At 33.5% G+C, this 16,296-nt stretch carries 13 protein-coding genes; 3 read left to right on the top strand and 10 right to left on the bottom strand.

The genetic code is table 11. From position 1 onward, the window contains the following. Window positions 1-142: 142 nt before the first annotated feature. The 8 genes from R6X41_RS05190 to R6X41_RS05155 all read right to left on the bottom strand — a co-directional run bounded on the left by R6X41_RS05190 (window position 143) and on the right by R6X41_RS05155 (window position 8,713). Window positions 143-847, bottom strand: coding sequence for a sulfite exporter TauE/SafE family protein (locus R6X41_RS05190; protein ID WP_318498091.1), 705 nt, complete (start codon window positions 845-847; stop codon window positions 143-145). Next, window positions 848-1,294, bottom strand: a complete 447-nt coding sequence (locus tag R6X41_RS05185) for a FixH family protein (protein ID WP_318498090.1) — start codon at window positions 1,292-1,294, stop codon at window positions 848-850. It abuts the gene before it with no gap. A 21-nt stretch (window positions 1,295-1,315) separates the two neighbouring features. Then, window positions 1,316-2,740 (bottom strand): cytochrome c oxidase accessory protein CcoG, encoded by a 1,425-nt coding sequence (ccoG, locus tag R6X41_RS05180; RefSeq protein WP_318498089.1) that lies wholly within the window; start codon window positions 2,738-2,740, stop codon window positions 1,316-1,318. Between the two features lie 36 nt (window positions 2,741-2,776). Then, entirely contained in the window at window positions 2,777-3,664 is an 888-nt protein-coding gene (locus R6X41_RS05175) for a cbb3-type cytochrome c oxidase N-terminal domain-containing protein (protein ID WP_318498087.1), read from the bottom strand. After that, entirely contained in the window at window positions 3,661-3,855 is a 195-nt protein-coding gene (locus R6X41_RS05170; RefSeq protein WP_318498085.1) for a CcoQ/FixQ family Cbb3-type cytochrome c oxidase assembly chaperone, read from the bottom strand. Before R6X41_RS05170 ends, R6X41_RS05175 begins: the two co-directional genes overlap by 4 nt. A gap of 17 nt (window positions 3,856-3,872) precedes the next feature. After that, complete coding sequence (gene ccoN, locus R6X41_RS05165; protein ID WP_318498084.1) at window positions 3,873-6,053, bottom strand: cytochrome-c oxidase, cbb3-type subunit I; 2,181 nt, start codon at window positions 6,051-6,053, stop codon at window positions 3,873-3,875. Window positions 6,054-6,065: 12 nt separating this feature from the next. Next, complete coding sequence (ccoS, locus tag R6X41_RS05160; protein WP_318498082.1) at window positions 6,066-6,251, bottom strand: cbb3-type cytochrome oxidase assembly protein CcoS; 186 nt, start codon at window positions 6,249-6,251, stop codon at window positions 6,066-6,068. A gap of 74 nt (window positions 6,252-6,325) precedes the next feature. Continuing rightward, on the bottom strand, window positions 6,326-8,713 hold the full coding sequence (locus tag R6X41_RS05155; protein WP_318498080.1) for a heavy metal translocating P-type ATPase: 2,388 nt from the start codon (window positions 8,711-8,713) through the stop codon (window positions 6,326-6,328). Between the two features lie 187 nt (window positions 8,714-8,900). On the opposite strand from R6X41_RS05155, the gene R6X41_RS05150 reads away from it, so the two are divergent. The 3 genes from R6X41_RS05150 (at window position 8,901) to R6X41_RS05140 (ending at window position 12,300) form a co-directional block, all read left to right on the top strand. Then, the gene (locus tag R6X41_RS05150) at window positions 8,901-9,485 is read left to right on the top strand and encodes a Crp/Fnr family transcriptional regulator (RefSeq protein ID WP_318498079.1); all 585 of its coding nucleotides are present in this window, start codon (window positions 8,901-8,903) and stop codon (window positions 9,483-9,485) included. A gap of 130 nt (window positions 9,486-9,615) precedes the next feature. After that, window positions 9,616-10,740, top strand: coding sequence for a vWA domain-containing protein (locus R6X41_RS05145; RefSeq protein ID WP_318498077.1), 1,125 nt, complete (start codon window positions 9,616-9,618; stop codon window positions 10,738-10,740). A 93-nt stretch (window positions 10,741-10,833) separates the two neighbouring features. Next, the gene (locus R6X41_RS05140; RefSeq protein ID WP_318498075.1) at window positions 10,834-12,300 is read left to right on the top strand and encodes a sigma 54-interacting transcriptional regulator; all 1,467 of its coding nucleotides are present in this window, start codon (window positions 10,834-10,836) and stop codon (window positions 12,298-12,300) included. A gap of 104 nt (window positions 12,301-12,404) precedes the next feature. Here R6X41_RS05140 and R6X41_RS05135 read toward each other — a convergent pair whose 3' ends face one another. Together R6X41_RS05135 and R6X41_RS05130 are read right to left on the bottom strand one after the other, a co-directional pair. Next, on the bottom strand, window positions 12,405-14,066 hold the full coding sequence (locus R6X41_RS05135) for a M1 family metallopeptidase (RefSeq protein ID WP_318498073.1): 1,662 nt from the start codon (window positions 14,064-14,066) through the stop codon (window positions 12,405-12,407). A 16-nt stretch (window positions 14,067-14,082) separates the two neighbouring features. Beyond that, window positions 14,083-16,293 (bottom strand): bifunctional alpha,alpha-trehalose-phosphate synthase (UDP-forming)/trehalose-phosphatase, encoded by a 2,211-nt coding sequence (locus R6X41_RS05130; RefSeq protein WP_318498071.1) that lies wholly within the window; start codon window positions 16,291-16,293, stop codon window positions 14,083-14,085. Window positions 16,294-16,296: the final 3 nt, after the last annotated feature.

Below are 16,296 nucleotides of genomic sequence, written 5' to 3'. Positions count from 1 at the left end.
TACAGTAATAAATAGTTTAGTTAGTTTTTTTCAAAACAGTTCTATTATAATTTGGTTGGTTATAAAATAGAATTAAAAAAGTTTGTTAGTTAATTTTTAGTTTAAAAAAGGAGTTATTTTACATGTAAAATAACTCCTTTTTTTATTCTATGCATTCCATCGTACTTTCTACAGTATCTGTATTAATTTTTGGTGACATATAAGGAATACCAAGTCCGAGGCCTCTAATAATGAATAATACACCTATAATAATTACAAATACAGGTATTAATTTTTGAATACGTTTCTTCGCTAAAGCACTTAGCATATTTCCAAAGTATATAGCCGTTGTCATTAACGGAATAGTTCCTAATCCGAATAAAAACATATATAAAGCACCCTTTAAAGGATGTGCTGTTGCAATAGAAGATAATACGGCCATGTATACCAAGCCGCAAGGTAAGAAACCGTTTAGAAATCCTATGGTTAAAAAGGTGTCCGCTGTTTTTTTCTGAAGCGCAACGCCCATTCCTTTTTTTACTTTTGAAATGATCTTAAAGAGCGGTTTTGAAAAATTGTATTTGCTGAAGGTCTTATAGGGTAGGAGTACAATAACAATTAATAACACACCAACTAGTATTGATAATTTTTGCTGAAGTCCGAAAATGTATAAGCCTTTACCAAGAAAACCAAAAATCAATCCGATGATGCTATAAGCTAAAAGCCGTCCGAAATGATATGTAAATATCTGAGTCACTTTTTTAACCGGATTACTTCTGTCTACAGGAAGCATAAACGCAATTGGACCGCACATACCTATACAATGAAAGCTTCCTAAAAGGCCAAATATAAAGGCAGATATAAACATTTAGTAGACTAAATGTTGTTTATAAAGGTAGCTAGAACCATTGTTTTTCCAGTCGACTGTAAGATTCCAACGTCCGTCTACAAGCTTGTCTTTAGGAATTAATACCGTATGGTTATTTAAGACAATTGGTAGTTGAAAATCTAAAGTTTTGTTAGAAGGTCTGTATAAAGTTACCGTTCCAGAAATTTGAGTTTCACTAATCGATTCTGGAAATTGAATAAGAATACCTTCGTTAGTGTGTTCCCAAGATAAATTTTCAGCTAATGTTTGGGCATTTTGTTCTTTATCAATTTCGTTTTGTAAAGACAATTCTTGCTTATAATAATCTTCTACCACTAAATCGTGATTGAATCGATCTCCAGTAAGCATGTTCACAACAAAATACATTATGAATCCGATAAAAAGTACAAAAGCAATAATAATTCCTGTTCCCCAATTAATTTTCATGATGATAAGCTTTAGTAAAAATTATTTGTAGCTTCTTGGTCCTAAGAAGCTAACTGTAGTGGTTTCTATTAATTTGTCGTGACTATAAACTTCGAGTGTGAGTTTGTTTTTATCACCTTTTAAGTCCGATTGTTTAATTTCTATAAATAGTGTGCCTTCAGCTAAACCTTGTCCAGGCACAATAAAAGTATCAGATGTAGATACCAATTTTAATTCGCCAGGATAATCAACTAATTTAAAAGACACATCGTCAATTTCATCATTCGTTTTGTTAATCAATTTATAAGTAAATACATTACTAATAATATTGTTTTCTTTATGCTGATATAATTGTCCAGGTAATCTTAGAACTGTTGCTTCTAAATCATTTCTAGAAAATAGCATACCACCCCAAACGACTGTTAAAATAATTAATACAGCAGAATAACCTTTTAGACGCGTAGTAAATTTAAATTTTTCTTTCTTTTCGATTTCATCCTCACTAGCGTATCTAATCAAACCTCTAGGGTAGCCAATGCTATCCATAATAGTGTCGCACTCATCGATACAAGCTGTACAGTTTACACATTCTAATTGTGTTCCGTTTCTAATATCTATTCCTGTAGGGCAGACGTGTACACATTGGTAGCAATCAATACAGTCTCCATGTCCTAATGCTTCGCGATCTTCGTTTTTACGGAATTTTTTTCTACCGTTTTCACCTTCACCACGTTTATGGTCGTAGGCCACAATAATAGATTTGTCGTCTAATAAAACACCTTGAAGTCGGCCGTAAGGACAAGCAATAATGCAGACTTGTTCTCTAAACCATGTAAAAACAAAGTAGAAAACAGCTGTAAAAATTAATAATGATATTAATGAGCTTAAGTGATTTATAGGACCTTCTTTTATGTAACTTAAGACTTCGTCTCCACCAATTAAATAGGCGAGGAATACATTTGCAATAAAGAATGAAATGACAAGAAATAGAAACCATTTTAAAAGGCGTTTTCTTATTTTTTCACCATTCCAAGGCTGACGATCTAAACGCATTTGTTTACCACGATCTCCATCTATCCAATATTCTATTCTTCGGAAAACCATTTCCATAAAAATAGTTTGCGGACAAATCCAACCACAGAAAATACGACCAAATGCTACTGTAAATAACGAAAGAAATACAACCCCTATAAGCATAGAAACCACAAAGAGTTTAAAATCTTGAGGCCAAAATGGAAATCCGAAAATATTAAATCGGCGTTCTAATACGTTAAACATTAAAAATTGATTGCCGTTTAATTTTATAAACGGCGAAACAATTAAAAGTATTAATAAGATATAACTAACAAGCTTACGCTTGTCGTAAAATTTTCCTTTAGGTTTTTTAGGAAATACCCACGCTCGTTTTCCGTCTTCGGTTAAGGTGCCTATAGAATCTCGAAATGCTTCGTGTTCTGGTGTTTCCATTATTTTAGGGTATTTTTACTTTTGTAATTGTATCAGTTATTTTGCTGTGTCGTCTACCCAAACATCACCTTCTGCATCTTTAGGTTTTGCAGGAGTTGTGCCTTGTAAACTTAAAACATAGCTTGATACCTGTGCAATTTGTGCAGGTTTTAAACTTTGTTTCCAAGCAATCATACCTTTACCAGCACGACCACCTTCACTTACTGTGTGGAAAACATTTTTAATTCCTCCACCTAAAATCCAATTGTTATCGGTTAGGTTTGGTCCAATACCTCCACCACCATCTGCCATATGACAAGCAACACAGTTTGTTTCGAATATAACTTTCCCAGCTCCTAAATCTGAAGCATCTGTTAGTAAGACTACAGAGTTTGCATCAACTAAATCTTTAGCGTTTTTTTTGTATTCTTCAATAGAAATTCTTGCATCTGCAAGTTCTGTTTCATACTCATCAATTTGTGTATCACCATTAAAAACTTCATATTTAAGCATATAAGCAAAAGCGAAAATAATAGATATAATGAAAGCATATTTCCACCATGGCGGAAGTTGGTTGTCTAATTCGCGAATACCATCATAATCATGGTGAAGTACGATTTCACTTTCTTGAGATATTGGTTTCTGACCTAATAGATTAATGTAAGTGTTTTTTATCCACAGAAAAAGTTTAGGTGTTTTTGTGTTATTCGCGATGTATCTAGCCTTGGCAGCGTCATCTAAACTTTGAAATAACACATTGTCTAGAGCAGATACAATACCTTCAATTGAAACTATAACAACTAAAACCAAAATTAAAAACACCAATACTATTGGATATTTTATAAAAGCGGGTTCGTTACCTGAATCAACAAAATATTCAATTAATCCGGCTATTAGAAAGAACAGGACAGGTACTCTTACGTAAGTTGGTATGTGTTTTCTCATAATGTGGTTTCATTTTGGTGGTTATCGTTTTCAAAAGGAAGGTTGCTCACGGTATCTATATAGTCTTTTTTAGCAGTTAATACCCACCAAAATAAGACAACAAAAAAGCCGAAGAATATTAATAACGATAGTATCGGGTATATTTCTATTCCCGCGATACTATCCATATAGTTTTTTACGAAGCTTAACATGATTAATTGTTTTTAATTTATTCTACTTCTTTTACTTTAATATCTGTTCCTAATCGTTGTAAGTAAGCAATAACAGCTACTATTTCACGATTTCTCATCTCAATAAAATCAGAACCACTTTCGGCAGCCGATTTTTTGTCATTTTCGTACGTTTCAGCAAAATCAGGATCGCTATAAAGATTCTTTTCTATCGCTGTTCCTTGATCTAACATACTTTGTTGTGCATTAGCAATTTCTTCATCAGAATAAGGCACACCTAAAGTAACCATAGCTTCCATTTTAGTTTCTGTATTAGATTTATCTAATTCATCTCTAACAATCCATTGGTAAGCAGGCATGATAGAACCACTCGAAGTACTTTGTGGATCATACATGTGATTTAAATGCCAGTTATCCGAATATTTTCCTCCAATACGATGTAAATCTGGACCGGTACGTTTACTTCCCCAAAGGAATGGGTGATCGTAAACATATTCACCAGCTTTAGAGTATTCACCATAACGCTCAACTTCACTTCTAAATGGTCTAATCATTTGTGAGTGACACCCCACACAACCTTCACGAATATATATATCTCGACCTTCAAGTTCTAAAGCTGTATAAGGTTTTACACTACTAATTGTTGGGATATTAGACTTAACCATTATGGTTGGTACAATTTGAATAACACCTCCAATTAAAATAGCGATGGTTGCTAAAATTGTTAATTGAATTGGCTTACGTTCTAACCAAGTATGAAAAGGTTCTCCGGCAAGACGTCTTTTAGAAACACGCTCTAAAGCAGGAGCTTCTGCTAATTCGTCTGTAACTTCAGAACCACGTTTTACGGTTATAAATATGTTATATACCAAAACAATCATACCTGTTAAGTATAGAGTTCCTCCTATAGCACGCATTGCATACATTGGCATAATTTCAGTAACGGTTTCTAAAAAGTTACCATACACTAAAGTCCCATCAGGATTGAATTGATTCCACATACTTGCTTGTAAAAATCCTGCAACATATAAAGGAAGCGCATACATTACAATACCTAAAGTTCCTATCCAAAAATGAAGGTTTGCAAGTTTTGTAGAATGTAATTTTGTTTTGAATAATCTAGGCACTAACCAGTAAATCATACCAAAAGCAAAGAACCCGTTCCATGCTAAAGCACCAACGTGTACGTGCGCAATAATCCAGTCTGTATAATGACCAACTGCATTTACGTTTTTAAGTGATAAAAGTGGACCCTCAAAAGTGGCCATACCATAACCTGTAATGGCTACTACGAAAAATTTTAAAACAGGGTCGGTTCTTACTTTATCCCAAGCACCTCTTAAGGTTAACAATCCGTTAATCATACCTCCCCAAGACGGCATTAATAACATTACTGAAAATGCAACACCTAAATTTTGTGCCCATTCTGGTAGTGCAGTATATAATAAGTGGTGAGGTCCAGCCCAGATATATATAAAAATTAAAGACCAAAAGTGAACAATAGATAATTTATAAGAATATACAGGTCTGTTTGCTGCTTTAGGAACAAAATAATACATTAAACCTAAGAAAGGTGTTGTTAAAAAGAATGCTACAGCATTATGGCCATACCACCATTGTACTAAGGCATCCTGAACACCTGCATAAACCGAGTAACTTTTAAATGCGCTTACAGGTAATTCTAAACTGTTAAATATGTGCAAAACAGCAACAGTAACAAAGGTTGCTATGTAAAACCAAATGGCGACATATAAGTGACGTTGTCTACGTTTTAAAATGGTTGCAATTAAATTCCATCCAAATACGACCCAAACCACAGCAATAGCTATATCTATAGGCCATTCTAATTCGGCATATTCTTTAGAAGACGTATAACCTAACGGAAGTGTAATTGCGGCTGCAACAATAATTAATTGCCAACCCCAAAAATTTATACTACTTAAAGCATCGCTCGCCATTCTGGCTTTAAGAAGACGTTGTGAGGAATAATAAACACCTGCAAAAATGGCATTACCAACAAATGCAAAAATAACAGCATTGGTGTGTAAAGGTCTTAAACGACCGAAACTTAACCAAGAAATGCCATCGGTAAGATTAGGAAATATAAATAAGAATGCGAGTAGTAAACCTACTACCATTCCAATTACACCCCAAAAAATGGTTGCATAAATGAATTTTTTTACGATTTTATTATCGTAGTAGAATTGTTGTATTTCCATAGTGATAGTTAATTATTCTTTTTTGGTTAGTGTAGTTTTTTCGGTTTTTTCTTGAATTAATTCGTCATCAAAGAGCATGCGAACGGAAGGCGTATAACTATCGTCGTATTGTCCGCTTTTTACTGCAAAAATAAATGCAACAAAAAAGATTAATGCGACGATTACACTCACTCCTAATAATATATAAATTACACTCATTTTTACTCAATTAATCTGTAAAAGTAATAGGCTCGGTGCTTTCAAAATATGACATTTATCATGTTTTAGTTGTGCTATATTAGTTTTCTTCCAACCCAATTGGTACAAAGCGTAGTAAATACAACTATACTTATGGAACTTAGTGGCATTAGTATCGCTGCAACAACGGGTGCAAGCTGCCCAGTTACAGCAAAATATAGGCCTATTAAATTATAGAATAAAGATAATAAAAAACTCCATTTTATAATTTTAATCGCCGCTTTTGATGCTATTAAGAATTGTTCTAATTTATGAAAAACTGAAGCATCCATAATACCATCGCATGCAGGAGAAAAAATATTAATGTTTTCTGAAAGTGCAATACCAACTTCACTTTGTGCTAAAGCTCCTGAATCGTTTAAACCATCGCCAACCATTAAAACTTTGGCGCCTTCAGTTTGATGATATTTAATGTATTCTAATTTGTCTTCAGGTTTCTGGTTAAATAATAATTTGGTTTTTGTAGGTAATAATTTTTTTAAATTATTTAATTCGCCTTCATTATCACCAGAAAGAATAACCAAATCATACTGTTGCTTTAAATCATTAAAAAGTTTTGAAAGTCCTGTCCTATAACTATTAAAAAAGGTGAATTTTCCTTTATAATCATCGTTGCTACTAATGTGTACACTGGTATTTAAAGATTTTTGAAGTTCTTTCTTTCCAACAAAATTTGCCGAACCTATTTTAATTGCATTATGTTTTATGGTAGCCTGTAACCCTTGTCCGATGTGTTCTTCAAACGAATCTAAAGTAACAATTTCGTTCGCTTTTAAAATATCGTAAAGCGTTCTGCTTAATGGGTGATTAGAGCCACGTAAAGTGTTTTTTAATAAACGTTCTTCGTCTGAAGTTAACGGCACACCATGATAAGTTGCTGTGCTTTTTTTGTTTGAAGTAATAGTCCCTGTTTTATCGAATATAATAGTGTTTATAGCAGCTAATTGCTCAATAACACTAGCGTTTTTTAAATAAAATTTATGTCTACCAAATATGCGTAGCATGTTTCCAAAGGTAAAAGGTGCAGCCAAAGCCAAAGCACACGGACAAGCAATAATAAGGACAGCAGTAAAGACATTCATCGCTTTACTCGCGTCGTAAAACAGCCAAAACACAGTTGAAATAACAGCAATACTTAAAATTGAAACTGTAAAACGTTTACTAATTGTGTTTGTTAAATTAACAAACGCTTCTTCTTTATTCTTATTAAAAACATCGTGACTCCAAAGTTGTGTAAGATAACTTTGCTTCACTTCTTTTACCGCTTCCATTTCGATACTTCCAGAGGTTTGTTTTCCACCTGCAAATAATTTATCCCCAGAGGTTTTACTTATAGTTTCAGACTCTCCGGTAACAAAACTGTAATCAATAGATGCTTTTCCTTTAATTAAAATACCATCAACTGGAATTAATTCTTCATTTCTAATTAGTAAACGATCCCCTTTTTTGATATCGTAAATCTGAATTGGAATTTCTTCAGTTTCAGATATAATTTTAGTCACCGCAATAGGGAAATACGATTTGTAATCACGTTCGAACGATAAAAATGAATAGGTTTTCTGCTGAAAAAATTTCCCTAATAATAAAAAGAACACAAGTCCGGTTAAACTGTCGAAAAAACCTTGTCCAAGATCGAACATGATTTCGATTGTACTGCGCAGAAAAAGGACAACAATACCAATTGCAATTGGCACGTCTATATTTAAAAGTCCAGCCCGAAGTCCCTTATATGCCGAAATAAAATAATCTCGGCCCGCATAAAACACAACAGGAAGTGAGAAGGCAAACATCATCCATCTAAAAACGGGTTTGTATTGGTCTAGCCAGAATTCATTGACTTCAAAATATTCTGGAAACGATAAAAACATCACATTTCCAAAAGCAAAACCAGCAATTCCTAACTTGTAAATTATGGATCTATTAATATGTTTTTTCCCATCGCTATAATCATCTAAACTAATATAGGGCTCGTAACCTATTGTACTTAAAAGAAGCACGACATCTTTAAGCGATGTTGTTTTAGTTTGATATGTTATGCGAACAGTTTTTTTATTAAAATTTACTTGAGAACTTGTAATTTCAGGTTTCAGTTTATGTAAATTTTCTAAAATCCAAATACAAGAACTACAATGAATATGTGGAATGTATAATGTTGCGATTTGAATGGAGTCGTCGTTAAATTCTAGTAATTTTTCTAAAATTTGTGCATCTTTTAAAAAGTCGAATTTACCTTCGTTAATTTTAGGTATCGCTCCGGGAGATTTCTGTATATCATAATAGGCCGTAAGATTACTTTCTGAAAAAATTTCATAAACCGTTTTACAACCGTTACAGCAAAATGACTTGTCATCGAAGTTAATCTCAACAGTATCACAGCTATTACCACAATGAAAGCATGTTTTATCTTCGGAAATTTTATCCATTTTTTTTTTAATCAAAGGTTTAAAATAGCAGCATGCAAAAATATGATATTTGTCATGGTTTCACTACTTTTGTAAGGAATTAAATATTTAATAAATGGCGGATTGCGAACAATGCATGGTGAGAAAGCTTAGTGCTTTAAAAGTGTTGAAGGGTGAGGAAATAAAATCCATATCTTGTTCTAAAATAATGAAACAAATTAAAAAAGGTGAAGTTATTTTTAAAGAAGGAGAGGTACTTAATGGAGTGTATTGCATAAGCTCGGGTGTTTGCAAATTAACCAAATTAACAGAAAAGGGAAAAGAACAAGTTGTAAAATTGGTGATTAAAGGAGAGCTTTTAGGGCAACGTTCTGTAATTATTAATCAAGCTGCAAATTTATCGGCTACGGCATTAAACGATATGGAAGTGTGTTACATTCCTAAACAAGAAATATTACAGGATTTAGTAAAAAATAATGATTTTTCTTTTAGCATGTTAAAGCGCATGGCTATAGATTTAAAAGAAGCTGAAACTGCTATTGTAAACATGGCTCAAAAATCGGTTAGAAAACGTCTAGCAGATATTATTTTATATTTAAATGATAATTTTGGAGTAGATGAAAGCAACTATTTAAAAGTGCCTTTATCTCGCGACGATTTTGCTAGTATTGTGGGTACAGCAACAGAATCTGTAATCAGAACTTTGTCTCAGTTTAAAAAGGAGGGCTTAATAAAAACCTCAGGGAAGCGTATACAAATTCTGAATCACGAAGAATTAGAAGTGATGGAATAGGCCAGAATCTAAGCTAAATTTTAAAATATATAAAGTTGAATGACCGTAAAAAGTGATTCAACTTTTTTCAATTATAATATTATGTGAAAGCCCGTAGATTTATCCGATAAATTAGTATTTTTATAATGCTATGAAAAAAACAATTCACAAAAAAGGGTTCGTATTTCAGGTTTTCGAAGCGAAGAATCAATCTCCATTCGATACACTTTTTGAAATATTTAAAGAACTAATTACGCATACTTCTGGCGATTTTGATGAGGCCATTAGTTGGTTGCGCGACTTAGATAAAGAATACCATCTTACAACAGCAGAGTATACCATAGATGATTTTATTGAAGATCTAAAAAAGAAAGGGTATATAAAAGATGATATTGACGAAGATGGTACAGGCGGTACTAAAATTACTCCTAAAACAGAACGTGCCATTAGGCAGCAAGCGTTAAATAATATCTTCGGAAAACTAAAACGTAGCGGCTCTGGAAACCATAAAAGTAAATCTATTGGTGCTGGCGACGAGCATACGGGAGAATTTAGAGGGTATCAGTTTGGAGATGCTTTAGATAAAGTCTCAATCACAGAGAGTTTAAAAAACGCTCAAATTAATCACGGTATCGGAAGTTTTAATCTTACCGAAGATGACTTGGTGGTCGAAGATACACTTCATAAATCGCAAATGAGTACGGTGCTCATGATAGATATTAGTCACAGTATGATTCTTTATGGTGAAGATCGTATTACCCCTGCTAAAAAGGTTGCGATGGCATTGGCTGAATTAATCACGACTCGATACCCAAAAGATACTTTAGATATTTTGGTTTTTGGAAACGATGCGTGGCTTATCAAAATTAAAGATTTACCGTATTTAAAAGTCGGACCATATCATACAAATACTGTGGCTGGTTTACAATTGGCTATGGATGTTTTACGACGTAAACGACATACCAATAAACAGATTTTTATGATTACCGATGGAAAACCCAGTTGCTTGCGTATGCCAGACGGGCAGTATTATAAAAACAGTATGGGATTAGACGATTTTATTGTCAACAAATGCTACGATTCAGCACAGCAGGCTAGGAGGTTGCATATTCCTATCACTACATTCATGATTGCAAAAGATCCATATTTAACACAGTTTGTTCGTGAATTTACAAAAGCCAATCAAGGGAAGGCTTTTTACACGGGATTAAAAGGATTGGGAGAAATGATTTTTGAAGATTATGAAACCAATAGAAAAAAACGAATTAAAGGTTAATAAATAATACTTTATAATAGTACCATTCTAAAAGCGATTTTAGATTTTTAAAATATAAGTAAAGCGAATAGCAAATGCTTAAAAAACAAAATAATGAAAATTGAAAATATAAAGACATTAGGAGCATTAAAAGCTTCAGGATATAAAAGTAAGTCGATTAAAGATGAATTACGAGATAATTTAATTGAAAAATTAAAGAAAGACGACGTTACTTTTGAAGGTGTGCACGGCTATGAAAACACAGTCGTTCCAGAATTAGAACGTGCTATTTTATCCCGACATAATATAAACTTGTTAGGATTACGCGGACAAGCAAAAACACGGTTAGCCCGTTTAATGGTGAATTTGTTAGACGATTATATTCCGGTTGTAGAAGGTTCTGAAATTAATGACGATCCGTTGCGTCCCATTTCTAGATTTGCTACAGAATTAGTTCAAGAAAAAGGAGATGATACACCAATTACTTGGTTGCCTAGAAGTGAACGTTTTGCAGAAAAATTAGCGACGCCAGATGTTACAGTTGCTGATCTTATTGGAGATGTAGATCCTATAAAAGCAGCACATTTAAAATTGAGTTATGCAGACGATCGCGTGATACATTATGGGATGATTCCGAGAGCCAACCGCTGTATTTTTGTAATTAACGAATTACCAGATTTACAAGCTAGAATTCAGGTAGCACTGTTTAATATACTTCAGGAAGGTGATATTCAAATCCGTGGATTTAAATTGCGATTACCTCTAGATATTCAGTTTGTGTTTACAGCTAATCCTGAAGATTATACCAATCGCGGAAGTATAGTTACGCCTTTAAAGGATAGAATTGGTTCGCAAATAATTACGCATTATCCAGTAGATATAGAAACGGCTAAAAAAATAACGCAGCAAGAAGCCAAGTTAAATGAAAGTCAGACTGCTTTAGTTAGTATTCCAGAATTAGCTAAAGATATTTTAGAGCAAATTGTTTTCGAAGCACGTGATAACGAATTTATTGATGCGAAAAGTGGGGTTAGTGCCCGTTTAGGAATTACCGCTCTAGAAAATTTAGTAAGTACAGCCGAACGTAGAGCCCTGATTTCAGGTGACAAAAAGACAACGGTTCGCTTAGGAGATTTTGTTGGTATTATTCCTGCAATAACGGGAAAGGTAGAATTAGTTTACGAAGGTGAGCAAGAAGGGGCTTCAGTAGTGGCTTTTAATTTAATAGGAGATGCTGTGAAAACCATGTTTCCTAAGTTTTTTCCGAAAATTGAAAAGTTAGAAAAACAAAATGAAGAATCGCCCTATGATGCTATTGTCTCATGGTTTTTTAATAATTCGGAAGGATTTGAATTGTTAGACGATTTAGATGATGCAACATACAAATCAACTTTAGATGCTATTACTCCCTTAAATGATTTATTGAAAGCACATCAACCCGATTTAAAAGAAAACGAGATTTATTTTGTAAAAGAATTTGTACTCTGGGGTTTGGTACAGTATAATAAATTAAGCAAATACCGTTACACAGAAGGTATTCAGTTTAAAGATCCTTACGGAAGTTATATTAGCGGCCTATAAATAAAATAATCAGATTTATAACATATAAAAAACGCCATCTTTTAAGGATGGCGTTTTCGTTTTAAAATTTAATCCAGGTTTATCTTACGAAGCAACCAGTGTAATTATTCTAACGCTTTAGAATCGACATAAAAATCAGGATCAATAACTAAAGTTTTATCTTTCACAGGTATAGTTTTCCATTCCGCAGTAGGGTAGAGCCATTGCGACTTACTGTCTAGAGTAACTTGAATAGGCATATCGAAACCATCTACTATGTTTATCCATCTGTATTTTAAAGTACTATTATCAAACTTGTATTCTAAAGTAGGAATACGAACATCTCTTAAATACTGATTAAAAAATGCGGTTAAGTCGATACCTGTTTCTGCACTTAAATAATTTTCAATTTGTGCAGTACTTACCGTTTGATGATAAAATGTTTTATTCATCCCGCGTAAAATTTTACGCCATTTTTCATCATCATCAGTAAGTTGACGTAAAGTATGGATCATATTCGCTCCTTTGTAATACATGTCGCCAGAGCCCTCGCTATTTACATCGTAAACACCAATAATAGGTTTGTCGTTTAAAATAGATTTACGTGTTCCAATAACATATTCAGCTGACGCTTCTTTGCCGTAATAATAATCTACAAATAAATTTTCTGAATAGGCTGTAAAACTTTCGTGAATCCACATATCGGCGATATCAATATCTGTAATATTATTAGCAAACCATTCATGTCCAGATTCGTGAATAATAATAAAATCGAATTTTAATCCCCAACCTGTACCAGATAAATCACGACCTAAATAGCCATTTTGAAAATTATTTCCATAAGTAACAGAGCTTTGGTGTTCCATACCTAAATAAGGGACTTCAACCAATTTAAATCCATCTTCGTAAAACGGATACGGACCGAACCAATGTTCGAAAGCTTTCATCATTTTAGGCGCATCTGTAAACTGTTTTTTTGCTTTTTCAAGATTGTCTTTCAATACATAATAATTCATATCTAAAGGTCCATCCTCTCCGGGATAGATTTCAGAAAAATGAACGTAATCACCAATATTTACGTTTACACCATAATTATTTATTGGGTTTTTAACCGACCATGTAAACGTTTTACGACCATCGCTTAGTGTGTCTACGGCGGTAAGTTTCCCATTAGAGACATCCATTAAACCCTTAGGAGTTGTGACACTAATATCCATGCTGTCTACTTCGTCGTACATATGGTCTTTGCATGGCCACCAAACACTTGCGCCTAAACCTTGACAAGATGTGGCAACAAAATCGTTTCCGTTAGCGTCTTTTTTCCAAGAGAAACCTCCATCCCAAGGTGCGTTTTCTGCTTCCTTAGGTAGACCTTCGTAATACACATCAATGCTATTACTGTCGCCTTTATTTTGGGTTTTTATTAGGGTTATAAAATGAGCGTTTCCATCATCAATTACCTGTAATATTTCACCATCCTGCACTACTTTCGTGATTTTTAAGGGGTCTTGTAAATCTATTTGTAACACATTTGCTGGTTCTAAAACAGTATATTGAATCGTGTTTTTTCCTGAAATAAATTTTTCGGAAGGCTTAACTTCTACATTTAAATGATAATATGTTAAATCCCACCAAGCTCGCTCCGGAGTAATACTACCGCGAAGCGTGTCTTGATGTGAGTAATTATCTTGATGTTTAAAAAGCCCATCCTGGGCATAACCACTTAATCCGAAAAGTAAAAGAACAACATATGTTATAAAGCGTAATTTTGTTGCTAGTACTTGCATATAAATAAAATGAAATTTAAAGTTTTGTAAATGATTTTAATAATTCGCGAACTTCATCTGTGTTTTTAATATGGTATTTGGCACTTGTTTTCTTAAAGCCAACTTTTACAGTATAAGCGGAATCTGGTAATTCTTCAAACATATATTCGTCTGTCCAGTCGTCTCCTATGGCAAACATAAAGTCGTAATTATCTTGTGTTAATAAGCGCGCTGCCGCACGACCTTTATTAACATTACTGCTTTTAATTTCGGTTACTTTATTTCCTTTTAAAACGGTAAGTCCATGATTTTCAATCAAACTATTTAGTACTGTATTTAGTTCTATTGTTCTTGTTTGAGCTAATTCTGGATCTGTTTTTCTATAATGCCATGCTAAAGAATATTTTTTCTTTTCAACAAAAGTTCCTGGTGTTCTGTCTACAAACGTTTCTAGAACGGGAAGAATGTTTTCCATCCAATCGTTTTTAAGATGTTCTAACATCATCCAATCTTTACCTTTTTCTTTTAACCAAACACCATGGTCTGTAACTAAAGTGTAATCTTTTCCTGCAAACCACTCTTCGAAAGTTTCGCGATCTCTTCCACTAATAATCACAAGTTTAATGCCTTCGTTTGCATTTATATTATCTAATAATTCGAATAATTCTGTGTCAGGTTTACAGTCTTTCGGGTTGTCTTTAAAACCAACTAGCGTGCCATCAAAATCTAATAATACAAGTTTCTTTTTTGCCGATTTGAAGGCTTTAGAAATAGTGTTTTTTAGAGAAGAATTTAAGCGTTTAGAGATAAATACATCTTCCTTTTCTTTTGTTAATGTTAATGCTTTTAAAAATTCTTCAGCCCATTTTTCAACGCTGTAACGTTCTAATCGTTCTTGAAGAATTTTAATTCTGGTTCGCTGTTCTTCAATTGGCATTTCAATAGCTTGCTTAATCGTGTCTGCTATTTGATCGAAATTATTAGGATTTATTAATAAGGCTTCATTCATTTCTTTAGAAGCTCCTGTCATTTCACTTAAAATAAGTACACCATCTTGATTTGTACGTGTCGCTACATATTCTTTCGCAACCAAATTCATTCCATCTCGAATAGGTGTAATTAACGCAATATCCGAAGTTGTGTATAAATCGATTAAATTCTCGAAAGGCATAGAACGATAAAAATACCATACAGGTGTCCAACTTACAGTTGAAAACTCTCCATTTATACGACCTACTAATTCATCTGTTTCACGTTTCAGTTTTTGATATTGAGGCACGTTAGAACGAGAAGGAACAGCCAAAAGAATTAGTCTAACCTTTTCTTTGTATTCCGGGTATTTGGTTAAGAAATATTCGAAAGCTCTTAGTCGTTTGGGGATACCTTTAGTGTAATCTAAGCGATCTATAGATAGTATAATTTTAGCATCGGAATCAGATTTTATGTGCTCGTCTAATCGGCGTTGTAATTCCGAACGTTCTTTTTGATGCTGTTTATCGTTAACTAATGCTGCATTGTAGAATTTATTGTAATCAATTCCCATAGGAAACGAATCTACTTTTACTGTGCGCTCGTGATAATCAATATTATTAAAATTAACTTCGAGTCTTAAAATACGTTTTATTGAACTTAAAAAATGACGCTCGTAATCGTAAGTATGGAAACCAATTAAATCGGCACCAAGCATACCTTCTAATAATTCTTCACGCCAAGGAAATGTTCTGAAAATTTCAAAGGAAGGAAATGGTATATGTAAAAAGAATCCTATAGAAATATTAGGTTTTTTATCTCGAATTAATTTAGGTAATAATAATAACTGATAATCATGGATCCAAACGGTATCTCCATCGTTAACATTTTCGAGAACGACATCGGCGAATTTCTGATTTACCTCCTTGTACGATTCCCATTCTGCACGTTCAAAAGAGGTATATTCCATAAAATAATGAAATAGGGGCCAAAGTGTTTTATTACTAAAGCCGAGATAAAAATTATCTACATCTTCAGTTGTTAAGGGAACAGTCACACATTTTTCTTTGGAAACTGCTTTTTTTACATCCTTTCGTAAATCGGGCGTTAATTGATCTTCTGTTAATCCAGACCAACCTACCCAAATGCCATTGCCTTCGGTGTGTACAGACTTCATTCCTGTAGCTAAACCACCTATGCTAGGTTTTATATCTAGCTTAGAATCTTCTAATTTTACTTGTAAAGGGAGTCTGTTGGAGACGATTATTGTTTTATTCATTGA

The sequence above is a fragment of the Formosa sejongensis genome (assembly GCF_033447105.1).
In the GTDB taxonomy this organism is placed as follows: Bacteria; Bacteroidota; Bacteroidia; order Flavobacteriales; family Flavobacteriaceae; genus Formosa.
This window is presented reverse-complemented; position numbering and strand designations above follow the sequence as displayed.

Coding starts and splice junctions, on each gene's coding strand:
- ccoG (WP_318498089.1), bottom strand. CDS start 2,740: ATGGAAACACCAGAACACGAAGCATTTCGAGATTCTATAGGCACCTTA.
- R6X41_RS05170 (WP_318498085.1), bottom strand. CDS start 3,855: ATGTTAAGCTTCGTAAAAAACTATATGGATAGTATCGCGGGAATAGAA.
- R6X41_RS05145 (WP_318498077.1), top strand. CDS start 9,616: ATGAAAAAAACAATTCACAAAAAAGGGTTCGTATTTCAGGTTTTCGAA.
- ccoN (WP_318498084.1), bottom strand. CDS start 6,053: ATGGAAATACAACAATTCTACTACGATAATAAAATCGTAAAAAAATTC.
- R6X41_RS05150 (WP_318498079.1), top strand. CDS start 8,901: ATGAAACAAATTAAAAAAGGTGAAGTTATTTTTAAAGAAGGAGAGGTA.
- R6X41_RS05140 (WP_318498075.1), top strand. CDS start 10,834: ATGAAAATTGAAAATATAAAGACATTAGGAGCATTAAAAGCTTCAGGA.
- R6X41_RS05130 (WP_318498071.1), bottom strand. CDS start 16,293: ATGAATAAAACAATAATCGTCTCCAACAGACTCCCTTTACAAGTAAAA.
- R6X41_RS05185 (WP_318498090.1), bottom strand. CDS start 1,294: ATGAAAATTAATTGGGGAACAGGAATTATTATTGCTTTTGTACTTTTT.
- ccoS (WP_318498082.1), bottom strand. CDS start 6,251: ATGAGTGTAATTTATATATTATTAGGAGTGAGTGTAATCGTCGCATTA.
- R6X41_RS05190 (WP_318498091.1), bottom strand. CDS start 847: ATGTTTATATCTGCCTTTATATTTGGCCTTTTAGGAAGCTTTCATTGT.
- R6X41_RS05155 (WP_318498080.1), bottom strand. CDS start 8,713: ATGGATAAAATTTCCGAAGATAAAACATGCTTTCATTGTGGTAATAGC.
- R6X41_RS05135 (WP_318498073.1), bottom strand. CDS start 14,066: ATGCAAGTACTAGCAACAAAATTACGCTTTATAACATATGTTGTTCTT.
- R6X41_RS05175 (WP_318498087.1), bottom strand. CDS start 3,664: ATGAGAAAACACATACCAACTTACGTAAGAGTACCTGTCCTGTTCTTT.